15 protein-coding genes are annotated in these 22,509 nt (G+C 72.7%); 9 read left to right on the plus strand and 6 right to left on the minus strand.

Going from position 1 to position 22,509, the window contains the following annotated elements; genetic code table 11:
* Positions 1-110 precede the first annotated feature (110 nt).
* Positions 111-1,148 carry an Lrp/AsnC family transcriptional regulator gene (locus tag CP968_RS10555; RefSeq protein WP_229886124.1) on the plus strand — a complete coding sequence of 346 codons (1,038 nt, stop codon included), beginning with the start codon at positions 111-113 and terminating at the stop codon, positions 1,146-1,148.
* Between the two features lie 141 nt (positions 1,149-1,289).
* On the opposite strand, the gene glgP is transcribed toward CP968_RS10555, so the two are convergent.
* A complete protein-coding gene (glgP, locus tag CP968_RS10560; protein ID WP_150517770.1) occupies positions 1,290-3,926 on the minus strand; it encodes an alpha-glucan family phosphorylase in 2,637 nt (878 codons plus the stop codon).
* Between the two features lie 607 nt (positions 3,927-4,533).
* On the opposite strand from glgP, the gene CP968_RS10565 reads away from it, so the two are divergent.
* The 4 genes from CP968_RS10565 to glgB all read left to right on the plus strand — a co-directional run bounded on the left by CP968_RS10565 (position 4,534) and on the right by glgB (position 12,153).
* A complete protein-coding gene (locus CP968_RS10565) occupies positions 4,534-6,528 on the plus strand; it encodes an alpha-1,4-glucan--maltose-1-phosphate maltosyltransferase (protein ID WP_150517771.1) in 1,995 nt (664 codons plus the stop codon).
* Complete coding sequence (treS, locus tag CP968_RS10570; protein WP_150517772.1) at positions 6,525-8,270, plus strand: maltose alpha-D-glucosyltransferase; 1,746 nt, start codon at positions 6,525-6,527, stop codon at positions 8,268-8,270. Before CP968_RS10565 ends, treS begins: the two co-directional genes overlap by 4 nt.
* Before the next feature lie 152 nt (positions 8,271-8,422).
* Positions 8,423-9,868: a maltokinase N-terminal cap-like domain-containing protein gene (locus CP968_RS10575; protein WP_150517773.1), complete on the plus strand. Its 1,446-nt coding sequence runs from the start codon at positions 8,423-8,425 to the stop codon at positions 9,866-9,868.
* Positions 9,865-12,153, plus strand: a complete 2,289-nt coding sequence (gene glgB, locus CP968_RS10580; protein ID WP_150517774.1) for a 1,4-alpha-glucan branching enzyme — start codon at positions 9,865-9,867, stop codon at positions 12,151-12,153. The genes CP968_RS10575 and glgB overlap by 4 nt, the downstream gene beginning before the upstream one ends.
* Before the next feature lie 48 nt (positions 12,154-12,201).
* Here the strand turns inward: glgB and trxA are convergent, their stop codons facing one another.
* Positions 12,202-12,549, minus strand: a complete 348-nt coding sequence (gene trxA, locus CP968_RS10585; RefSeq protein WP_150517775.1) for a thioredoxin — start codon at positions 12,547-12,549, stop codon at positions 12,202-12,204.
* A 64-nt stretch (positions 12,550-12,613) separates the two neighbouring features.
* Positions 12,614-13,012 carry a MerR family transcriptional regulator gene (locus tag CP968_RS10590; protein WP_150517776.1) on the minus strand — a complete coding sequence of 133 codons (399 nt, stop codon included), beginning with the start codon at positions 13,010-13,012 and terminating at the stop codon, positions 12,614-12,616.
* Positions 13,013-13,270: 258 nt separating this feature from the next.
* Between CP968_RS10590 and CP968_RS10595 the strand changes: the two genes are divergently transcribed.
* Positions 13,271-13,963 carry a helix-turn-helix domain-containing protein gene (locus CP968_RS10595; protein ID WP_229886122.1) on the plus strand — a complete coding sequence of 231 codons (693 nt, stop codon included), beginning with the start codon at positions 13,271-13,273 and terminating at the stop codon, positions 13,961-13,963.
* 137 nt (positions 13,964-14,100) lie between these two features.
* Here CP968_RS10595 and CP968_RS10600 read toward each other — a convergent pair whose 3' ends face one another.
* Entirely contained in the window at positions 14,101-15,126 is a 1,026-nt protein-coding gene (locus tag CP968_RS10600) for an ATP-dependent 6-phosphofructokinase (protein WP_150517778.1), read from the minus strand.
* Positions 15,127-15,457: 331 nt separating this feature from the next.
* Here CP968_RS10600 and pta point away from each other — a divergent pair, with 331 nt between their 5' ends.
* The 3 genes from pta to pyk all read left to right on the plus strand — a co-directional run bounded on the left by pta (position 15,458) and on the right by pyk (position 20,367).
* A complete protein-coding gene (pta, locus tag CP968_RS10605) occupies positions 15,458-17,551 on the plus strand; it encodes a phosphate acetyltransferase (protein WP_150517779.1) in 2,094 nt (697 codons plus the stop codon).
* Between the two features lie 108 nt (positions 17,552-17,659).
* On the plus strand, positions 17,660-18,874 hold the full coding sequence (locus CP968_RS10610) for an acetate kinase (protein WP_150517780.1): 1,215 nt from the start codon (positions 17,660-17,662) through the stop codon (positions 18,872-18,874).
* A gap of 62 nt (positions 18,875-18,936) precedes the next feature.
* Positions 18,937-20,367: a pyruvate kinase gene (gene pyk / locus CP968_RS10615; RefSeq protein ID WP_150517781.1), complete on the plus strand. Its 1,431-nt coding sequence runs from the start codon at positions 18,937-18,939 to the stop codon at positions 20,365-20,367.
* A 178-nt stretch (positions 20,368-20,545) separates the two neighbouring features.
* Here pyk and CP968_RS10620 read toward each other — a convergent pair whose 3' ends face one another.
* Together CP968_RS10620 and CP968_RS10625 are read right to left on the minus strand one after the other, a co-directional pair.
* Positions 20,546-21,874, minus strand: a complete 1,329-nt coding sequence (locus tag CP968_RS10620; protein ID WP_150517782.1) for a hypothetical protein — start codon at positions 21,872-21,874, stop codon at positions 20,546-20,548.
* Positions 21,864-22,430 carry a DUF6114 domain-containing protein gene (locus tag CP968_RS10625; RefSeq protein ID WP_150517783.1) on the minus strand — a complete coding sequence of 189 codons (567 nt, stop codon included), beginning with the start codon at positions 22,428-22,430 and terminating at the stop codon, positions 21,864-21,866. The genes CP968_RS10620 and CP968_RS10625 overlap by 11 nt, the downstream gene beginning before the upstream one ends.
* Positions 22,431-22,509 lie beyond the last annotated feature (79 nt).

The following is a 22,509-nucleotide window of genomic DNA, read 5'->3' on the forward strand; positions in this document are numbered from 1 at the left end:
TCGGTTCGGTCCGGCGCCCCCCAAGGTCTCAGCGGGCGGCCCGTCCGCCCCACCCAGCGGCCTCCGGGCGCAGGATTCCGGTCACGCACGCCTCTGGGATGATGGAAACCATGCATCCCGCTCCGCCGGAGGGCCCGCTCGACGCGCTCGACCGGGCCCTCGTCCAGGCCTTGACCCTCGACGCCCGGGCCCCCTTCGCCCGGCTGGCCGAGGTGCTGGAGGTCTCCGACCAGACCGTCGTGCGCCGCTACCGACGGCTGCGCACCACCGGCCTGGTGCGGGTGGTGGCCCTGCCGATGGGGCGCCGGGTCGGGCTGTTCGAGTCCTGGCTGCGCATCCAGTGCGCCCCGGACGCGGCCCTGCCGGTGGCGGAGGCGCTGGCCCGCCGGCCCGACATCGCGTGGGTGACCCTGAACTCGGGCGGTACGGAGATCCAGTGCATGACCCGGGCCCGGACCCGGCAGGACCGCGACGCGCTGCTGCTGGAGAAGCTGCCGCGCACCCGCCGGGTCACCGGGATCACGGCCCACACCATCCTGCGGAAGTTCTTCGGCGGCCCGGAGGTGTGGGCCGGGCTGGACGTGCTGCGCCCGGACCAGGTCGCCGCGCTGGAGCGGCCGTCTCCCGCGGCGGACGGCCCGCTCGACGCGGCGTGTCCGGCGCGCTACGCGCTGGACGCCACGGAACTGGCGCTGCTGGCGGTGCTCGGGCAGGACGGCCGGGCCGGGTACCCGGAGCTGGCGCGGGCCACCGGCCTGTCGGAGTCCACCGCCCGGCGCCGGGTGGAGCGGCTGCGGGACGCGGGGGCGGTCTTCTTCGACGTGGAGATCGTCCCGGCGCAGCTCGGCTACGAGGCGGAGGCGACGCTGGTGCTGACCGTCCCGCCGGCCCGGCTGGCGGAGGTGGGTGCGGCGCTCGGCAGCCATCCGGAGGTGCCCTTCGCGGCGGCCGTGACCGGGGCGGCCTCGCTGATGGCGGTGGTGGTGTGCCGCGACACCGACGCCCTGTACACGTACCTGACCGAGCGGATCGGCGCGGTGCCCGGCATCCAGCAGGTCGAGCTGATCCCGACCCTGCGCAACGTCAAGCGGGCCGGGATGCTCGTCGAGGACGGCCGTCTGGTGGACCCCCCGCCCGCCGCCCCCTGACCCGGCGGACGCGGGACGGCGCCCGCGGACACCGACGCGGGACGGCGGTCAGGGGCGGCGGGCGGGGGCGGCGGGCGGGGCGCGCGACGGGGCCGGGGCCGGACCGCCCGCGGCCCCGCCCCGGCCCCGTCCGGGAACCGCTCAGCGCAGCAGCACGCCGCCGCCCGCGTCGGTGTCCGCGGGGGCCGCGAGCAGCCCCATCTCGGCCGGGGTGGCCAGCAGCGGGTGCGCGGGCAGGATGCGCACCGTGTAGCCGAAGGGGCCGGTGCGGTCGAGGGCGAGCGGGCCCTCGTACACCCAGCGGCCCTCCAGGTCGGGGCCGGCGGCGGGCTTGAGCGGGAAGGTCCGCCCGTCGCGGATCACGTCCTGCGGGTCCACCCGGCCGGCGACGGCCTGCACCTCCACGTCCTCGGGCGTGAGCGCGTCCAGCGCCACCCGCACCCGCAGCGTGAGCGTGGCGCCGAGCTCGGCGGTGCCGTCCACCGGAGCCGCCGCGACGGCCTCCACGTGCTCGACGGCCACCCGCGGCCAGGCCTCCCGCACCCCGCCCTTCCACCCGGCGAGCTCCCGGGCCGCGTCGGGGTCCAGCGCCCGGTGGGCGCGGGCGGCCGGGGCGTACAGCCGCTCCACGTACTCCCGTACCATCCGGCCCGCGAGGACCTTGGGCCCCAGCGAGACCAGCGTGCGCCGGACCATCTCGATCCAGCGCACCGGCAGTCCGCTGCGCCCGACCCGGTCGTAGAAGCGGGGTGCCACCCGGCCCTCGATCAGCTCGTAGAGCGCGCCGGCCTCCAGGTCGTCGCGCCGCACCTCGTCCGCGCCGAGGCCGTCGGCCGTGGGGATGGCCCAGCCGAAGTCCGGCTCGAACCACTCGTCCCACCAGCCGTCCAGCACCGACAGGTTGAGGCAGCCGTTGAGCGCGGCCTTCATGCCGCTGGTGCCGCAGGCCTCCAGCGGCCGAAGCGGGTTGTTCAGCCAGACGTCGCAGCCCGGGTAGAGCTTCTGCGCCATGGCCATGCCGTAGTCGGGGAGGAAGACGATGCGGTGGCGCACCCGCGGGTCGTCCGCGAACCGCACCAGCTCCTGCACGAGCCGCTTCCCGCCGTCGTCGGCCGGGTGCGCCTTGCCGGCGACCACGATCTGCACCGGCCGCTCCGGGTCCAGCAGCAGCCTGCGCAGCCGGTCGGGGTCGCGCAGCATCAGCGTCAGCCGCTTGTACGAGGGCACGCGCCGGGCGAAGCCGATGGTCAGGACGTCCGGGTCGAGCACGGAGTCCACCCAGCCGAGCTCGGCCTCGGCGGCGCCGCGCTGGCGCCAGGAGGCGCGCAGCCGGTCCCGCACCTCCTGGACCAGCTGCTCGCGCAGCACCCGCCGCAGGTCCCACACGTCCTGGTCGGGGATGTCGGCGACGGCGTCCCAGCGGGTGGAGCCGCCGACGGACAGCGCGTCCTCGGTGCGGCCCGCGCCGATCTGCCGGGCGCCGAGCCGGACCACTTCGGGGGCCACCCAGGTCGGTGCGTGGACGCCGTTGGTGACCGAGGTGATGGGCACGTCGGCCGGGTCGAAGCCGGGCCACAGCCCGGCGAACATGCCGCGGCTGACGGCGCCGTGCAGGGTGGAGACCCCGTTGGCGCGCTGGGCCAGGCGCAGGCCCATGACCGCCATGTTGAACACCCCGGGGTCGCCGCCGGGGTAGGACTCGGCGCCCAGTTCGAGGATCCGGTCGACGGGGACGCCGGCCAGTTCCGCGCCCTCCCCGAAGTGCCGGGCGACCAGGGCCCGCTCGAAGCGGTCGATGCCGGCGGGGACGGGGGTGTGCGTGGTGAACACGGTGCCGGCGCGCACCGCCTCGACGGCGGCGTCGAAGCCGAGGTCCCGCTCGCGCTCCAGTTCCCTTATGCGTTCGAGTCCGAGGAAGCCGGCGTGGCCCTCGTTGGTGTGGAAGACCTCGGGGTCGGGGTGGCCGGTGATCGCGCAGTAGGCGCGCACCGCGCGCACGCCGCCGATGCCGAGGAGCATCTCCTGGAGCAGCCGGTGGTCGCTGCCGCCGCCGTAGAGCCGGTCGGTCACCTCGCGGGCGGCGACGTCGTTGTCCTCGACGTCGGAGTCGAGGAGCAGCAGCGGCACGCGGCCGACCCGGGCCTGCCAGATGTGCGCGTGCAGGGCGCGGCTGCCGGGCAGGGTCAGCGAGACCCGGGCCGGGGTGCCGTCGTCCTGCCGGAGCAGGTCGAGCGGCAGCTCGTTGGGGTCGAGGACGGGGTAGTGCTCCTGCTGCCAGCCGTCACGGGAGAGGGACTGGCGGAAGTAGCCGTGCCGGTAGAGCAGTCCCACCCCGATGAGCGGGACGCCGAGGTCGCTGGCGGCCTTGAGGTGGTCCCCGGCCAGGATGCCGAGGCCGCCGGAGTACTGGGGCAGGGCGGCGGTGATCCCGAACTCGGGCGAGAAGTAGGCGATGCCGGCGGGCAGGGCGGCGTCGGGCTGCTGGGCCTGGTACCACCTGCCGCCGTTGACGTAGTCGTCGAGGTCGGCCACGGCGACGGCCAGGCGACGCAGGAACCGGCGGTCCGCGGCCAGTTCCGCGAGGCGGGCGGCGGGGACGGCGCCGAGCAGCCGGACGGGGTCGCCGCCGGCGGCCTGCCAGCCCTCGGGGTCGACGGATTGGAAGAGTTCGCGGGTCTCGGCATGCCACGACCAGCGCAGATTGCGCGCGAGGTCGGTGAGCGGCAGCAGGGTCTCCGGGAGGACGGGGCGCACGGTGAATCGACGGATAGCCTTCACACGTTCCACCTTCGCAGGGGATTGCCGATCGGTGCGGGCGCACCACGCTGTGCACCCGCGCATCACCCCCGGAAGGCTAGCGAGACGGCCGTCTTCCGGCCATGGCGCCTCCGGCGGGGCCCCCTCGCCATGGGGTCGAAGACCGGCCAGAGGTGTGCGGGGGCGGCATGCGGGGCGCGCTGCGGGGAAACCGAGAGGGATACCACCGGCCGGGCGCGGCCCGCCGCGAGGGTCCCGGGACCGGTGGGACGCACGGGATCGCCCCGCAGGTCGGCGGGAGCCCCACCGGCCTGACGGTGCGTCGGCCGGGCCGCATGCGGCCTTGGTGTCCTCCGTGCTCACTGCGTACGAGGAGTTAACCGACCGCCCGGGTTGGCCGGGGTGAGAGTGGGAAGGGCTCCGGCGGGTACCCGTGGTACCCGCACGGCGCACCCGCCCCCAACCTTTCCCCGCCACCCGAGTGAACGCGGACAGGAGCGGCCATGCCCGCAGCCCAGCCGTCTTCCGAGCGGCTAGAAACAGAGCGAACAGAGCGTGCACTACCAGCCGTGATTCCGGCTGGCCTGTTGTCACCGAGCCCTGCGAACTGCCTTCAGGTGATCCCATCATGATCGGTCGCATTCCCGTGCTGGACGTCCGCCCCGCCGTCGACTGCGGCGCCAGACCCGCCAAGGCGGTCGTGGACGAGGTCTTCGAGATCTCGGCCACCGTGTTCCGCGAGGGGCACGACGCCGTCGCGGCCCACGTCGTCCTGCGAGATCCGAGCGGGCGGCTGCGGCCGCCCGTGCCCCTGCGCGAGCTCGCCCCCGGTACCGACCGGTGGGGGGCCCGGGTGTCCGCCGAGGTCGAGGGGAGGTGGACGTACACGGTCGAGGCGTGGAGCGACCCGGTGGCGACCTGGCGCGCCCATGCGGCGATCAAGATCCCGGCCGGGATCGACACCGGGCTGGTGCTGCTGGAGGGCGCCGAGCTGCACGCGCGGGCCGCCGCGAAGATCCCCAAGCGGGACGGCCGCGGGGCCGTGCTGGCCGCCGCGGAGATCCTGCGGGACGAGGACCGGCCGGCCGCCGAGCGGTACGCGGCCGCCCTCGATCCGGCCGTCGACGCCGCGCTCGCCCGGCGCCCGTACCGGGAGCTGGTGACGGCGGCCAAGCCGCTGGCGCTGCTGGTCGAGCGCAAGCGGGCCCTCTTCGGCTCCTGGTACGAGCTCTTCCCCCGGTCCGAGGGGGCCGTGGTGGTGCCGGGCGAGGCGCCGGTCAGCGGCACGTTCCGGACCGCCGCCGAGCGGCTGCCGGCGGTCGCCGCGATGGGCTTCGACGTGGTGTACCTGCCGCCCGTCCACCCGATCGGGTCCACCTACCGCAAGGGCCCGAACAACACCCTGTCCGCGGGGAGTTGGGATCCGGGCGTGCCGTGGGCCATCGGCTCGACGGAGGGCGGGCACGACGCCGTCCACCCGGACCTCGGCACGATCGAGGACTTCGACGCCTTCGTCGCGCGCGCCCGCGAGCTGGACCTGGAGATCGCGCTGGACTTCGCGCTCCAGTGCTCGCCGGACCACCCCTGGGTGGAGAAGCACCCGGAGTGGTTCCGCCACCGCGCCGACGGCACGATCGCGTACGCCGAGAACCCGCCGAAGAAGTACCAGGACATCTACCCGATCCACTTCGACACGGACATGGCCGGCCTCGTGCGGGAGACGGTGCGCATCCTGCGGCACTGGATGGAGCACGGCGTCCGGATCTTCCGCGTCGACAATCCGCACACCAAGCCTGTCGTCTTCTGGCAGAAGGTGATCGCGGACATCAACAAGTCGGACCCGGACGTGATCTTCCTGGCGGAGGCGTTCACCCGTCCGGCGATGATGCGCGCGCTGGCCGCCGTGGGCTTCCAGCAGTCGTACACGTACTTCACCTGGCGCAACACCAAGGCCGAGCTCACCGAGTACCTGACCGAGCTCTCCGGGACCCGGTCCGCCTCCGTCATGCGGCCGAATTTCTTCGTCAACACCCCGGACATCCTGCACGGGTACCTTCAGCACGGCGGTCGCCCGGCCTTCGAGGTGCGGGCGGTGCTCGCCGCCACCCTCTCCCCCACCTGGGGCGTCTACGCGGGCTACGAGCTCTGCGAGAACACCCCGGTGCGCGAGGGCAGCGAGGAGTACCTGCATTCGGAGAAGTACGAGTTCAGGCCACGCGACTGGGCCGCCGCCGAGCGCGAGGGCCGCACCATCGCCCCGCTGATCACGGCGCTGAACCGCATGCGCCGGCGCAACCCGGCCCTCCAGCAGCTGCGCGACATCCACTTCCATTCGACCGACAACGAACAAGTGATCGCCTATTCGAAGCACGCGGGAGCCAATTCCGTACTGGTGGTCGTCAACCTCGATCCGCACCACACCCAGGAGGCGACGGTCTCGTTGGACATGCCGGTACTCGGCCTCGACTGGCACGGGTCCCTCGCGGTGCGCGACGAGCTCACCGGCGAGACCTATCACTGGGGCAGGGCGAACTACGTGCGCCTAGAGCCGGGCCGTACGCCCGCGCACGTGCTGGCCGCTCTGCGACCGTCCCCGCCCACCGGAGGGTCACCCATCACATGATGATCAACGATCCCGTCCACGACCTCTTCGAGGACACCCCCGCCAAGGACCGCGATCCCGACTGGTTCAAGCGGGCCGTCTTCTACGAGGTCCTCGTCCGCTCCTTCCACGACAGCAACGGCGACGGCGTGGGGGACCTCCAGGGCCTCACCGCCAAGCTGGACTACCTCCAGTGGCTCGGCGTCGACTGCCTCTGGCTGCCCCCGTTCTTCGCCTCGCCCCTCCGCGACGGGGGCTACGACGTCTCCGACTACACCTCCGTGCTGCCCGAATTCGGCGACCTCGCCGACTTCGTGGAGTTCGTGGACGCCGCGCACCAGCGCGGCATGCGGGTGATCATCGACTTCGTCATGAACCACACGAGCGACCAGCACGAGTGGTTCCAGCAGTCGCGCAAGGACCCGGAGGGGCCGTACGGCGACTACTACATGTGGGCCGACAACGACAAGCAGTACCAGGACGCCCGCATCATCTTCGTCGACACCGAGTCCTCGAACTGGACGTACGACCCCGTACGCAAGCAGTACTACTGGCACCGCTTCTTCTCGCACCAGCCGGACCTCAACTACGAGAACCCGGCCGTGGTGGAGGAGATCGTCTCCGCGCTCCGCTTCTGGCTCGACCTCGGCATCGACGGCTTCCGCCTGGACGCCGTGCCCTACCTCTACGCCGAGGAGGGCACCAACTGCGAGAACCTGCCGCGCACCCACACCCTCCTCAAGCGGGTCCGGGCCGAGATCGACGCGCACTACCCGGACACCGTGCTGCTCGCCGAGGCGAACCAGTGGCCCGAGGACGTCGTCGACTACTTCGGCGACTTCTCCAAGGGCGGGGACGAGTGCCACATGGCGTTCCACTTCCCCGTCATGCCGCGCATCTTCATGGCCGTGCGCCGGGAGTCTCGCTACCCCGTCTCCGAAATCCTGGCCAAGACCCCGGCGATCCCGGAGCGCTGCCAGTGGGGCATCTTCCTGCGCAACCACGACGAGCTCACCCTCGAAATGGTCACCGACGAAGAGCGCGACTACATGTACGCCGAATACGCCAAGGACCCGCGCATGCGGGCCAACATCGGCATCCGGCGCCGGCTCGCCCCGCTCCTGGACAACGACCGCAACCAGATGGAGCTGTTCACCGCGCTCCTGCTGTCGCTGCCCGGTTCGCCGGTGCTGTACTACGGCGACGAGATCGGCATGGGCGACAACATCTGGCTCGGCGACCGCGACGGCGTGCGCACGCCCATGCAGTGGACGCCGGACCGCAATGCCGGTTTCTCCTCCTGCGATCCGGGCAGGCTGAACCTGCCGGTCATCATGGACCCGGTCCACGGGTACCAGGTCACCAACGTCGAAGCGGCCATGGCGTCGCCCTCGTCGCTGCTGCACTGGACCCGCCGGATGATCGAAGTCCGCAAGGCGAACCCCGCTTTCGGACTCGGCTCGTACACCGAACTGCCGTCGTCGAACCCGGCGGTCCTCGCGTTCCTGCGCGAGTACGGGGACGACCTGGTGCTGTGCGTGCACAACTTCTCGCGCTTCGCGCAGCCCACCGAGCTCGATCTGCGGTCGTTCAACGGGCGGGTCCCGGTGGAGCTCACGGGTGACGTGCGCTTCCCGCCGATCGGCGAGTGGCCGTACCTGCTGACCCTGGCGGGCCACGGCTTCTACTGGTTCAGGCTCAGGAACGAGACGCGCACCGCACCGCGCATCGCACCGCGCACCACCGCGCGCACCGAGAAGTAGCCGGGTACGGGGCGGGCAGCACCGAATGGGTCAATCGCCCGCCCCTGTACGGACCATCCTGACCCGACACACGCACATGCCGGAGAAGCAACTGACGCACATCCGGGACAATCTGCGCATTCTGTGACGGCCCGGGGAAAGGACGCGACGCCATGTCGGAGGCTGCATCCGCCCGGAGCCGGCTGACGGCCGACCGGGCCGCCGGGATCGGCCCGCTGGAACCGATGCTGCGGGCCTGGCTGCCCGCACAACGCTGGTTCGCGGGCAAGGGCCGCGCCATCAGCAGGCTGCGGGCCGTCTCGGCCGCCGAGCTGCTGCCGCCGGGCTCCACGCCCGGCCTGCTCCACCTGCTCCTCGACGTCGACGGGGACTGCTACCAACTGCTGCTGGGGATCAGGCCCTCCCTGCCCCCCGCCCTCGTGCCCGCGCTGATCGGCCGCGCCGAGGAGGGCCCGTACGCGGGCCGGGCGGTCTACGAGGCGCTGGGCGATCCCCGGCTCGCCGCGATGCTGCTGGAGCGGCTGCGCTCCCCCGGCACCCTCGGCCCGCTCCGTTTCGACCGCGATCCGGACGCACCCGTGCCCGCGGGCCTCACCCCCCGGCCGCTGTCCGGGGAGCAGACGAACTCCTCGCTCATCTACGGAGATTCGTTCATCCTGAAGGTGTTCCGCCGGGTCGGCCCCGGGGTCAACCCGGACCTGGAGCTGCCGCGGGCGCTGGCCGCCGCCGGCTGCGCCCGCGTCCCGGCGCCCGTCGCCTGGTACGAGGCGGAGCTGCCCGGCAGCGAACCGCTGACCCTGGGCGTGCTCCAGCCCTACCTGCGCGGCTCGGACGACGGCTGGCAGCTCGCGCTGCGCCGGCTCGGCGCCGGGGCCGACTTCACGACGGAGGCGCACGCGCTGGGCCGGGCCACCGCCGAGGTGCACAGTGCGCTGGCCTCCGCCCTGCCCACCGTCGCCCTCGGTCCGGAGCAGACCGCCCGGCTGGCCGCGGGGATGACGGCGCGGCTGGCCGCCACGGCCCGGGAGGTGCCCGCGCTGCGGCCCTACGAGGCCGGGCTGCGCGGTGCCTTCGACGCGCTGGCCGCCTCCCGCGGGGCCGGGGTGCCGGCCCAGCGGATCCACGGGGACCTCCATCTGGGGCAGACCCTGCGCACCCTCGACGGCTCCTGGTCGTTGATCGACTTCGAGGGCGAGCCGGCCCGGCCGCTGGCCGACCGGCGCCGTCCCGAACCGGCGGTGCGCGACATCGCCGGGATACTGCGCTCGTTCGACTACGCAGCCCGTTCCCACCGGCCGTTCGCCCCCGCCTGGGCGGACGACTGCCGGGCGGCCTTCTGCGAGGGCTACGCCCGCACCACCGGCCGCGACCCGCGCGAGGACCCCGTCCTGCTGCGCGCGTACGAGACCGACAAGGCGGTCTACGAGGCCCGCTACGAGTTCCGGCACCGCCCCGACTGGCTGCACGTCCCGATGGCCGCGATCCGGCGGCTGTCCGAGCCGGTCCGTCCCGCCCACCGCATGCCGCCCGCTCCCCCCGTACCGGGCGCCCTCTCCCCCCACCCCCATCAGAAGCCCCCGAGGAGGCCGCTCGCGTGAGCGCCGCACGACAGCCGTCACCGACCGTCCGCGACGAAGCAGCGGCCCCGGCCGCGGCCGCGAGGAAGCCCCGTACCCCCCGGGCCCGTCGGGCCGACCCCGCGCACGGGGTGCGGCCGGCGTCCCCGCTGGGGGCCGAGGAGCGGGCCCGGCTGCTGGAGGGCCGCCACCACGATCCGCACGCGGTCCTGGGCGCCCGCGCCCAGCGCGGCGGGGTCTCCTTCCGCGTGCTGCGCCCGTACGCCAAGGCGGTCACCGTGGTCGCGAAGGGGCTGCGGGCCGAGCTCCACGACGACGGGGACGGCCTGTTCTCGGGCCTGTTCCCGCTCTCCGGGGTGCCGGACTACCGGCTGCTGGTGGCCTACGACAGCGACGAGATCGAGGTCCACGACCCGTACCGGTTCCTGCCGGCCCTGGGCGAACTGGACCTGCACCTGATCGGCGAGGGCCGGCACGAGCAGCTGTGGACGGCGCTGGGCTCCGAGCCGATGGAGCACCAGGGGGTGGCCGGCACCCGCTTCACGGTCTGGGCGCCGAACGCCCAGGGGGTGCGGGTCTCGGGCGACTTCTCGTACTGGGACTCGGTCGCCTACCCGATGCGCTCGCTCGGGTCGAGCGGCGTGTGGGAGCTGTTCCTGCCCGGCGTCGGCGTCGGCACGCTGTACAAGTACGACATCACGCGCCCCGACGGCAGCCACACCCTGCGCGCCGACCCGATGGCCCGGGCCGCCGAGGTCCCGCCGGCCACCGCCTCGGTGGTCACCGCCTCCGCCTACGAGTGGCGCGACGCCGAGTGGATGGCGGCGCGCGGGGCCCGGCCGCCGCACGAGGCGCCCTTCTCGGTGTACGAGCTGCACCTGGCGTCCTGGCGGCCCGGCCTGTCCTACCGCCAGCTCGCCGAGCAGCTGCCGGCGTACGTCAAGGAGCTCGGCTTCACGCACGTGGAGCTGATGCCGGTCGCCGAGCACCCCTTCGGCGGCTCGTGGGGCTACCAGGTCACCGGGTTCTACGCGCCGACCTCGCGGATGGGCTCCCCGGACGACTTCCGCCACCTGGTCGATGCGCTGCACCGGGCCGGGATCGGGGTGATCGTCGACTGGGTGCCCGCGCACTTCCCGCGCGACGAGTGGGCGCTGGCCGAGTTCGACGGCCGGCCGCTGTACGAGCACCAGGACCCGCAGCGGGCGGCGCACCCGGACTGGGGGACGCTGGAGTTCGACTACGGCCGCAAGGAGGTCCGCAACTTCCTCGTCGCCAACGCCGTGTACTGGTGCGAGCAGTTCCACGTGGACGGCCTGCGGGTGGACGCGGTGGCCTCGATGCTCTACCTCGACTACTCGCGCACCGAGGGCCAGTGGACGCCCAACGAGCACGGCGGGCGGGAGAACCTGGACGCGGTGGCGCTGCTCCAGGAGATGAACGCGACCGTCTACCGGCGCTGCCCGGGCGTGGTGACGATCGCGGAGGAGTCCACGGCGTGGAACGGGGTGACCCGGCCGACGGACGCGGGCGGGCTCGGCTTCGGACTGAAGTGGAACATGGGGTGGATGCACGACACCCTGCGCTACATGTCGAAGGAGCCGGTGCACCGCAAGTACCACCACCACGACATGACCTTCGGGATGGTCTACGCGTTCAGCGAGAACTACGTGCTGCCGATCTCGCACGACGAGGTGGTGCACGGCAAGGCCTCGCTGGTGTCGAAGATGCCCGGGGAGGACTGGTGGCAGAAGCGGGCCGCGCACCGGGCGTACCTGGGGTTCATGTGGGCCCACCCGGGCAAGCAACTGCTCTTCATGGGGCAGGAGTTCGCGCAGGGCTCGGAGTGGTCGGAGGCGTACGGGCCGGACTGGTGGCTGCTGGACACCTCCTACCCGGCGGCGGACGACCACCGGGGCGTGCGCGACCTCGTGCGCGACCTGAACCGCACGTACGCGGCGGCGCCCGCGCTGTGGGAGCGGGACAGCGTCCCGGAGGGCTTCGCCTGGGTGGAGGGGGACGCGGCGGAGGACAACGTCTTCGCGTTCCTGCGCTTCGCCGGGGACGGCTCGCCGCTGCTCGCGGTGTCGAACTTCTCGCCGGTGGTGCGGCACGGCTACCGGCTCGGGGTCCCGGAGGAGGTCCCGCTGTGGCGGGAGGTCCTCAACACCGACCTGGCGGCGTACGGCGGCAGCGGCATCCACCACACGGCGCCGCTGCGACCGGAGCCGGTCCCGGCGCAGGGGCGGGCGGCGAGCCTGCGGCTGACGCTGCCGCCGCTGGCCACCCTCTGGTTCCGGCCGTAGCGGGCGGGCGGGTCCGGACCGGCGCGGTCCGGGCCCGCCGGCCGCGGTTCAGGCGGTGGCCGGCGCCAGGTGCTCCGCCAGCTCCTGGAGCAGCCTGCGCTTGGGGCGGGCCCCGACCATCTGCCGTACGGGCTCGCCGTCCTTGAAGACGATCAGAGCCGGCAGGGACAGCACTCCGTACCGGGTGACGGTGTCGGGGTTGGTGTCCGCGTCGATCCGGACGACCTTGAGCCGGTCCGCCTCCTCGGCCGCGACGGCGGAGAGCACCGGGGCGAGCTGGCGGCAGGGGCCGCACCAGTCCGCCGTGAACTCCACCAGGACCGGCCGGTCCCGCTCGCCGAGCACCGCGGCCCCGAACTCCGCGTCGGTCACCTGGTCCACACCCTGGGCCTTCATGTCGCGTCCCTCTTTCCGTCGTCGTCATGGGTGGTCGTGCGCGCCCGGGCGGCGCCGTACGGCGTCATCCGGTCATGTCGCAGCGCGGGGCCGGGGCCCGCGGGTGCGCGGCCGGCCCTTCGGCGGCGGACAGCTGGTGGGCCACGTGGTCCCGTACGGCGGACAGCTGGCCGATGAGGCCGTCCAGCTCGGCGAGCTTGCGGCGGTAGACCGCGAGCGAGGCGGGACAGGAGTCGCCGGACGGGTGTCCGGCCCGCAGGCAGTCCACGAAGGGCCGCGTCTCCTCCAGCTCGAAGCCGAAGTCCCGCAGGGTGCGGATCTGCCGCAGCAGCCGCAGGTCGTCCTCGTCGTAGGTGCGGTGGCCGTTGCCCGACCGCCGGGCGGTCAGCAGCCCCCGCGATTCGTAGTACCGCAGGGTGCGGGTGCTGGTCCCGGCCCGCGCCGCCAGTTCGCCGATGCGCATGGGAACGACCGTACGGGTTGACGTCGACGTCAAGGCAAGGGCCGGCGCGATGGCCGGTTCGCGCGGGTGGCGGGCGCCGCGGGCTTGCGTTCGGGGGCGCTGGCTGAAACCGTACGGCGAGAGCAGATCGGGGGCTCCGCCCGATTACCGGACAGTCGCCCGGAATCCCGACGAATGCCCTTAACCCTCTCGTACGTTCCTACGAGTTATGGGCTTGTTTGTTTGGTCTGTAGGCGCAGCAGCCCAGCCACTCCTACGGTGTGCCCTGTGCACTCCAGCCCCCCTTTCAATGCCCCCGCCGCGCGTCGCCTGCGCGCGGCCCTGGGCATGGCGCCCGGCCACGTCGCCTACGGCCTGCGCGCCCAGTACGGATTGCTCGTCGCGCCCGAGACCGTCATGGCGTGGGAACGTGGCGAGATTTCGCCCTCCTCGACCGAGCTGACGGCGCTCGCCGGTGTCCTGTGGTGTTCCCCGGGGGAGCTGCTCGCCGAGCCGGTCACCCTGCGGGAGCACCGGATCGCCCGGGGGCTGAGCCCGGAGGACCTGGCCCGGCGGGTCGGGGTGGAGCCGAACGCCTACCAGAAGATGGAGGACGCCGGCCGCTGGAAGGGCAACGAACGGCAGTCCGCGGCCCTGACCCTGGTGTTGGGGCTGTCGCTGGCCCAGTTCGTGGCGGCCACCGGCAAGGAGGAGGAACTCGCCGAGCTGCTGCGCAGCGCGGTCACCACGCGCTGGCAGGCCTACGGCAAGCCGCTGTCCAAGCTGCTGCCGATCCCGCGGCCGCACCTGGAGCGGGTGCTGGAGCGGCTGCACGGCGAGTACCAGTCGCGGATGGTGGCGACCCTGAGCTGGGGCGGCGGCGAGGGGTCGGCCGCGCGGGGCGACGCGGGCCGGGAGTTCCTCGCCGGAATCGTGGACCGCTTCTGGGCCCTGGCCGGCGGTGCGGCGTAGGACACACCGGACGGGCCGGGGCCGGGCGCACGAGGGCCCCGCGCCGTCCCCGGGCGGGGCGGGAGCGGGGCCGTTCGACCGGCCAGGTGGGGCCGGAGGTCCCGGCCGGCCGGGGCTCGGGTCCCGGCGCCGGAGGGCTAGAAGACCGACTCGGCCTCGTACATCCGGTCCTCGGGGACGGTCTTGAGCTCGGTGACCGCCTGGGCCAGCGGGGCCATCACGATCTCGGTGCCGCGCAGGGCGGTCATGTTGCCGAAGGCGCCGCGGTGGACGGCCTCGACGGCGTGCCAGCCGAAGCGGGTGGCGAGGACGCGGTCGTAGGCGGTGGGGGTGCCGCCGCGCTGGACGTGACCGAGGATGACCGGACGGGCCTCCTTGCCCAGGCGCCGCTCCAGCTCGACGGCGAGGCGGTTGCCGATGCCCGCGAAGCGCTCGTGGCCGTACTGGTCGATCGCGCCCTTCTCGTACGGCATGGAGCCCTCGGCCGGGTGCGCGCCCTCGGCGACGCAGACGACGGCGAACTTCTTGCCGCGGGCGAAGCGCTCCTCGACCATCTTCACCAGGGCGTCCACCTCGAAGGGGCGCTCCGGCAGGCAGATCCCGTGGGCGCCGCCGGCCATGCCGGACTCCAGGGCGATCCAGCCCGCGTGGCGGCCCATGACCTCGACGACCATGACGCGCTGGTGGGACTCGGCGGTGGTCTTGAGGCGGTCGATGGCCTCGGTGGCGACCATGACGGCGGTGTCGAAGCCGAAGGTGCGGTCGGTGGAGGAGATGTCGTTGTCGATGGTCTTCGGCACGCCGACCACGGGCATCCCCGCGTCCGACAGCATGCGGGACGCGGTGAGCGTGCCTTCGCCGCCGATGGGAATGAGAGCGTCGATGCCGTAGCGCCGGGCCAGCTCCTGCGCGTTCTCCGCGGCCTCGTGGAGGCGGGCGCGCTCCATGCGGGCCGACCCGAGGATCGTGCCGCCGCGGGCCAGGATGCCACTGACGGCGTTGATGTCGAGCGAACGGAAATTGCCGTCGAGCAGACCCTTGAAACCGTCTTCGAACCCGATGACCTCGTCCCCGTGGCCGACCACGGCCCGGTGGACGACCGAGCGGATGACAGCGTTGAGGCCCGGGCAGTCGCCGCCTGCGGTGAGAACTCCGATACGCATCGTGCTGTGTCTCCTGCTCCTGGTCGTACCTGGCCGTGCGCGTGCGGGCGGACGGCCGTACAGATGAAGGGCGTATGGGTGAAGCGTGTCCGATTGTTCCATGCGCCGGGGGTGCGGTGCGCGGTGTGCCGCGCCGCGCGCAGGGCCTTTGGACCCCTCGGGAAGGGGCCTTGTTCCGGCGGGCGCCCTATCCATCCACAGAGGTATTGTCAAGGGGGCAAGACCGTATCAACCGGGTCAATCGCATCGTAGACCCGCCCCCGCCGCGGGGGGAGCGGAGCCCGCGGCCGCAGTCGGACAGACCAGCCACAGACAGGGACGGAGAGCACGCGTGACGCGCAGCGTGTACGTGACCGGTATCGAGCGGGGGGACGGCCGGCAGGTCGTCGAGCTGGGGATCATGGAGCTGCTGACCCGGCAGACGGCCCGGGTCGGCGTGTACCGGCCCTTGCTCCACGACGGGCCCGACCGCCTCTTCGACCTGCTGAAGGCCCGGTACCGGATCGAGCAGGACGCCGCGACGGCCTACGGCATGGAGTACGACGAGGCCTCCTCGATCCTGGCGGAGAAGGGTACCGACGAACTGGTCTCCCGGCTCGTCGACCGCTACCACCGGGTGGCGCGGGACTACGAGGTCATGCTGGTCCTCGGCACCGACTACGCCGACACCAACCTCCCCGACGAGCTGGCGCTCAACGCCCGGCTCGCCAACGAGCTGGGCGCGGTCGTCGTGCCCGTGGTGGGCGGGACCAAGCACCCGGCGGAGGCCGTGCGCGCCGAGGCACGCAACGCGTACCGCGCGTACGAGAGCCTGGGCTGCCACGTCGTCGCGATGGTCGTCAACCGGGTCGCCGCCGAGGACCGCGACCTGATAGCCGAGCGGCTGGCCGCCCGTCTCCCGGTGCCCTGCTACGTGCTGCCGGACGACAAGTCGCTGTCCGCCCCGACCGTCGCCCAGATCACCAGGGCGCTCGGCGGCGAGGTGCTCCTGGGCGACGAGGCCGGGCTGGCCCGCGACGCGCTCGACTTCGTCTTCGGCGGCGCGATGCTGCCGAACTTCCTCGCCGCCCTGACCCCCGGCTGCCTGGTCGTCACCCCCGGGGACCGCTCCGACCTGGTCGTGGGCGCGCTGGCCGCGCACACCTCGGGCACCCCGCCGATCGCCGGCGTGCTGCTGACCCTGAACGAGCGGCCGACACGGGCGGTGCTGACGCTGGCCTCGAAGCTGGCGCCGGGCACGCCCGTGGTGTCGGTCGCCGGGAACAGCTTCCCGACCGCCGCCGAACTCTTCTCGCTGCAGAGCAGGTTGAACTCGGCCACCCCGCGCAAGCTGGAGACCGCCCTCGGCCTGTTCGAGCGGCACGTGGACACCGGCGAGCTGCGGGACCTGCTGTCGGTGGCCCGTTCGGAGCGGGTCACGCCGATGATGTTCGAGCACGAGCTGCTGGAGCGGGCCCGGGCCGAGCGCCGCCGGGTGGTGCTGCCCGAGGGCACCGAGGAGCGGGTGCTGCGCGCGGCCGACGTGGTGCTGCGGCGCGGGGTCTGCGACCTCACCCTGCTGGGCGAGGAGCCGGCGATCCTGAAGAAGGCCGCCGACCTCGGGCTCGACATCTCGGCGGCGCAGCTGATCGACCCGGCGACCTCCCCGCTGCGGGAACGCTTCGCCGAGTACTACGCCGCGGCCCGCGCCCACAAGGGCATGACCGTCGAGCTGGCGAACGACGTGGTCACCGACGTGAACTACTTCGGCACCCTGATGGTGCAGGAGGGCCTGGCCGACGGCATGGTCTCGGGCTCGGTCCATTCCACGGCCGCGACGATCCGACCGGCCTTCGAGATCATCAAGACGAAGCCGGACGCGTCCATCGTCTCGTCGGTCTTCTTCATGTGCCTGGCCGACAAGGTCCTGGTCTACGGCGACTGCGCCGTCAACCCGGACCCCGACGCCGAGCAGCTCGCGGACATCGCCGTGCAGTCCGCCGCGACCGCCGCCGCCTTCGGCGTCGAACCGCGGATCGCGATGCTCTCGTACTCGACGGGCACCTCGGGCTCGGGCGCCGACGTGGACAAGGTCCGCAGGGCCACCGAGCTGGTCCGCGCGCAGCGCCCGGACCTGCTGATCGAGGGGCCGATCCAGTACGACGCGGCCGTGGAGCCCTCGGTCGCCGCGACCAAGCTGCCCGGGTCGGAGGTGGCCGGCCGCGCGAGCGTGCTGATCTTCCCCGACCTGAACACGGGCAACAACACGTACAAGGCCGTGCAGCGCTCGGCGGGCGCCGTCGCGGTCGGCCCCGTGCTCCAGGGCCTGCGCAAGCCGGTCAACGACCTCTCGCGCGGCGCGTTGGTCCAGGACATCGTCACCACCGTGGCCATCACCGCGATCCAGGCCCAGGGCGGCCCGCGGCCGGCCGACGCCACCGCCTGAGCACCACCCGCCCGCTCCGAGCTCCCGTTCCCGCCCCGCCGCCCCCGCCGCACCCGCCGCACCACCGTCCCACCGTCCCACCGTCCGCGACAAGGAAAGACCTCCACCGTGACCGCATCGCGCGTACTCGTCCTCAACTCCGGCTCCTCGTCGGTCAAGTACCAGCTCCTCGACATGGCGGACCGGTCCCGTCTCGCCGCGGGCCTGGTGGAGCGGATCGGCGAGGTCACCTCCCGCCTCGTCCACGAGCCGCTGGCCGGTCCCGGCGCCGCGGGCGGCCGGCGCGAGCAGGAGGGGCCGATCGCCGACCACGCGGCCGCCCTGCGGGCCGTGGCGGCGGAGCTGGCCGCGGACGGGATGGGCCTGGACTCGCCCGAACTGGCCGCCGTGGGGCACCGGGTGGTGCACGGCGGCACGAAGTTCACGCAGCCGGTCGTCGTCGACGACGCGGTGCTGGCGGAGATCCGCAGCCTGATCCCGCTGGCCCCGCTGCACAATCCGGCGAACGTGACGGGCATCGAGGTGGCGCGGGAGCTGCGCGCGGACCTGCCGCAGGTGGCGGTCTTCGACACCGCCTTCCACGCGACGATGCCGGAGTACGCGGCCCGGTACGCCATCGACGCGGCGACGGCCGAGAAGTACTCCGTCCGGCGGTACGGCTTCCACGGCACCTCGCACGCCTACGTCTCCCGGGCCACGGCGGCGCTGCTCGGCAGGGCGCCGGAGGAGGTCAACGTGATCGTCCTGCACCTGGGCAACGGCGCCTCGGCGTCGGCCGTGCGCGGCGGGGTCTGCGTGGACACCTCGATGGGGCTGACGCCACTGGAGGGGCTGGTGATGGGGACGCGCTCGGGCGACCTGGATCCGGCGGTCGTCTTCCACCTGGCGCGGGTGGGCGGCCTCTCGGTGGATGAGATCGATTCGCTCCTGAACAAGAAGAGCGGTCTGCTGGGCATGTGCGGGGACAACGACATGCGCGAGGTGCTCCGGCGGGCGGGCGAGGGCGACGAGGCGGCGGCGATCGCCTTCGCGGCGTACGTGCACCGGCTGAAGAAGTACATCGGCGCCTATTCGGCCGTCCTCGGGCGGGTGGACGCGGTGGTGTTCACGGCCGGGGTGGGCGAGAACGCCCACCAGGTCCGCGAGGCTGCGGTGGACGGCCTGGCCGAGCTGGGGCTCGCGCTGGACCCGGCGGCCAACGCGGTGCGCTCCGCGGAGCCGCGGCTGATCTCGGCGGAGTACGCCCGGGTGGCCGTGGCCGTGGTCCCGACGGACGAGGAACTGGAGATCGCCACCCAGGCGTACGCACTGGTTACCGAGTAGTCACTTGGACTTTCCACCAGACGGAATATTCCGCTACGAAACAAACCGATAGGATCCGCTCCATGCGCCGTTCCAAAATCGTCTGCACGCTGGGCCCCGCCGTCGACTCGTATGAGCAGCTGAAAGCGCTCATCGAGGCAGGTATGAACGTGGCCCGATTCAACTTCAGCCACGGCTCCCAGGCAGAGCACCAGGAGCGGTACGACCGCGTCCGGCAGGTGTCCGAGGACACCGGCCGCGCCGTCGGCGTCCTGGCCGACCTCCAGGGCCCGAAGATCCGTCTGGAGACCTTCGCCGAGGGCCCCGTCGAGCTGGTGCGCGGTGACGAGTTCACCATCACCACCGAGGACGTCCCGGGCGACAAGTCCATCTGCGGCACCACCTACAAGGGGCTGCCGGGCGACGTCTCCAAGGGCGACCAGGTCCTGATCAACGACGGCAACGTCGAGCTGCGGGTCGTCGAGATCGAGGGCCCGCGGGTGCGGACCATCGTCATCGAGGGCGGTGTCATCTCGGACCACAAGGGCATCAACCTCCCGGGTGCGGCCGTCAACGTCCCCGCCCTGTCGGAGAAGGACGTCGACGACCTCCGCTTCGCCCTGCGGATGGGCTGCGACATGGTCGCCCTCTCCTTCGTCCGCGACGCCAACGACGTCAAGGACGTCCACAAGGTCATGGACGAGGAGGGCCGCCGGGTCCCCGTCATCGCCAAGGTGGAGAAGCCGCAGGCCGTGGCCAACATGGAGGCCGTCGTCGACGCCTTCGACGCGGTCATGGTGGCCCGTGGCGACCTCGCCGTCGAGTACCCGCTCGAAAAGGTCCCGATGGTCCAGAAGCGGCTCATCGAGATGTGCCGCCGCAACGCCAAGCCGGTGATCGTCGCGACCCAGATGATGGAGTCGATGATCACCAACTCGCGCCCGACGCGCGCGGAGGCCTCCGACGTGGCCAACGCGATCCTCGACGGTGCGGACGCGGTCATGCTGTCGGCCGAGTCCTCGGTCGGCGCCTACCCGATCGAGACCGTCAAGACGATGTCGAAGATCGTCACGGCGGCCGAGGAGGAGCTCCTCTCCAAGGGCCTCCAGCCGCTCGTCCCGGGCAAGAAGCCGCGCACCCAGGGCGGCGCCGTCGCCCGCGCCGCCTGCGAGATCGCCGACTTCCTCGGCGCCACCGCGCTGGTCGCCTTCACCCAGTCCGGGGACACCGCCCGCCGGCTCTCGCGCTACCGCGCGAGCCAGCCGATCCTCGCCTTCACCACCGACCCGGGCACCCGCAACCAGCTCACCCTGAGCTGGGGCGTCGAGTCGTACGTGGTCCCCCACGTGGACAACACCGACGCCATGGTCGACCTGGTGGACGCGGAGCTCCTCAAGCTCGGCCGCTACGGCCAGGGCGACACCATGATCATCACGGCCGGCTCGCCCCCCGGCGTCCCGGGCACCACCAACATGGTCCGGGTCCACCACCTGGGCGGCGACGCGCGCGCCTGATCCGCGCCGCACGCAGCGCACGACCGCACGACCTGCACGACCCGCACGACCCGCACGACCTGCACGACTCTGCCGCACAGAGACCGAGGGCGGCGCCCCGATCCACTCGGGGTGCCGCCCTCGGTGCGTGCCGTGCCGTGCCGTAGCGTGCCGGGCCGGTGCGGCGCGGAGGCCGTCGCTACTCCGGCGGCCCGATGTAGTTCTTGAGGCCCGGGACGGTGAGCGTGCCGCCGAACTGGCCGGCCTGGACGACCTTGACGCTCGTGAAGAACGCGAAGGGGACGTTCAGCGGCGGCGGGCTGTTCGGGGTGAACTCGATCGGGATCAGCCCGAACAGGTTGCCCTTGAGGCTCTCGGTGTACATCGTCACCGTGCCGCCGCGGATCTTGGACGTGGAGCCGGGACGGGACTTCAGGTGGGCGACGTTCCCCTCCTTGCCGACCGTCTGGTACAGGTCCTTGATGTCCAGCGAGTCGGCGGTGAACTTGAGGACCTTCTTGGTCTTCCCGCCCGCCGTCTTCACCTCCACGATGCCGTGGTAGTCCAGGCCGTAGAGGGTCAGCAGCGAACTGTCCAGGTACCAGGGCTGGTCCGGCAGGAGCGGGATGCCCTGCTCCAGGTCGGCGTCGGCCAGGGCCTTGGCGTCGTAGGTCGGACAGGGGAAGGGTTCCTTCCCGTCCGCGTCCTTCGTCGCCTCCGGGTCGGCGGTGGCCTCGTCGTCGCCCTCGTCCTCGTCCCCGGCCGCCGGGTCGGCCTTCGGGTCGGTCTTCGGATTCTCCTCGCCCTTGGCGCCCGTCTCGTCCTTCGGGTTCTTCTCGGTGTCCTTGACCTCGTCGGACAGCTCCTCGACCTCGGCTCCGGCCCGCTTGGCAGCGTCGCGGATCGCGTCCGCCGCCGGGTCCGGGGTCTTCGAGGTGCTCGGCGTGGGGGTCGGGGCGGGCGTCCGGTCCGCCTTCTCCCGGGCCTCCCGCAGCGGCCTGCCGAGCTCGTCGAAGAACGCGCCGATCTTGTCGCCGACGCCCAACGGGTCCAGCGGGTCGGCCGGTTTGGTCGGCTTGGCCGTCGAGGGGGCGGCCGCCGGTTTCGTCTTCCCGTTCCCGGCCGGGGCGGACGTGTCCGCCGCGGGCGAGGGGCTGGTGCCCGCCCCGGGCTTGGCCTTGGGCTGCACGGACGTGGACGCGGAGGGCGAGGGGCTCGCGCTCGGCGAGGTGCTGGGCGACGGCGTCTTCGAGGGGGACGGCGACGGGGACTGCGCCGGCTCGTCGGACCGCGTCACGCACGGACCGGGAGCGAAGGGGATCTCCTTGTCGTCGGCCGCCGCCAGCTTCGGCGCCATGCCCATCCCGACGAACACGGCGGTCGGCATGGCCGCCAGCGCCATCGTCTTGCCGACGGGTATCTGCAACTTGTTCAGCAGCGACTTCCTGGGCGCCGCGTGCCGCGGACCCTTGCTCTCACGGGACTCTGCGCTGGGGGCCGCGCCCCGCTGCGTCTCGTCACCCCGCACTGTTCCTCCCGCCATCGGCGTGGGCAGTCGTCTCGCTCGCGTGTGCCGTTTCCGTCTCACGGGGACCCGGGATGCCCTGGGGGCCCGCCGGCGCTTCCGTCTTCCCCGCGTACGCGGGATACCCGTCCGCCGGGGCTTCCGCGGCCGGCTGCCCGGGCACCCAGGCCAGCGCGAGGGCGCCGCCGATGAGCGAGAGGGTGAAGCCGATGAAGAAGCCGCCGAGGTTGGAGACCGGGAGGGACACCAGGGCCAGCAGGATCGCGGCGACTCCCGCGAAGACCCGGATGGCCTGCTGGAACCAGAGGGCCAGGCCCAGCGTGATCAGCAGGACACCGATGATCAGTGCGCCCGCGCCGCCGGTGGTGGCCATGGCGAGGCTGATGTTTCCCAGGCGCAGGTCCGCGTACGGGAAGTACGCGATCGGGAAGCCGCCGAGGAGCGTGAACAGCCCGGCCCAGAAAGGACGGCGACCGCTCCAGGCGTGGAAGTGGTAGTACACCACGGTCAGCCAGGCGTCGTCTTCGGCGCGAACGTAAACCGGGGCCTGGGGGTTCATGGACAACAGCTCCCTGGAAACGGTGGTACTGGAGAACTCTGTGGAGCCCGGGAGGGCGGGCGGCGGCAACGGCTGCCAC

The sequence above is a fragment of the Streptomyces subrutilus genome (assembly GCF_008704535.1).
Taxonomy (GTDB): domain Bacteria; phylum Actinomycetota; class Actinomycetes; order Streptomycetales; family Streptomycetaceae; genus Streptomyces; species Streptomyces subrutilus.

Bases quoted from the DNA above. Each gene is read 5' to 3' on its own strand.
- CP968_RS10555 (WP_229886124.1), top strand. From the start codon at position 111: ATGCATCCCGCTCCGCCGGAGGGCCCGCTCGACGCGCTCGACCGGGCC.
- CP968_RS10565 (WP_150517771.1), top strand. From the start codon at position 4,534: ATGATCGGTCGCATTCCCGTGCTGGACGTCCGCCCCGCCGTCGACTGC.
- treS (WP_150517772.1), top strand. From the start codon at position 6,525: ATGATGATCAACGATCCCGTCCACGACCTCTTCGAGGACACCCCCGCC.
- CP968_RS10575 (WP_150517773.1), top strand. From the start codon at position 8,423: ATGTCGGAGGCTGCATCCGCCCGGAGCCGGCTGACGGCCGACCGGGCC.
- trxA (WP_150517775.1), bottom strand. From the start codon at position 12,549: ATGAAGGCCCAGGGTGTGGACCAGGTGACCGACGCGGAGTTCGGGGCC.
- CP968_RS10590 (WP_150517776.1), bottom strand. From the start codon at position 13,012: ATGCGCATCGGCGAACTGGCGGCGCGGGCCGGGACCAGCACCCGCACC.
- CP968_RS10600 (WP_150517778.1), bottom strand. From the start codon at position 15,126: ATGCGTATCGGAGTTCTCACCGCAGGCGGCGACTGCCCGGGCCTCAAC.
- pyk (WP_150517781.1), top strand. From the start codon at position 18,937: ATGCGCCGTTCCAAAATCGTCTGCACGCTGGGCCCCGCCGTCGACTCG.
- CP968_RS10625 (WP_150517783.1), bottom strand. From the start codon at position 22,430: ATGAACCCCCAGGCCCCGGTTTACGTTCGCGCCGAAGACGACGCCTGG.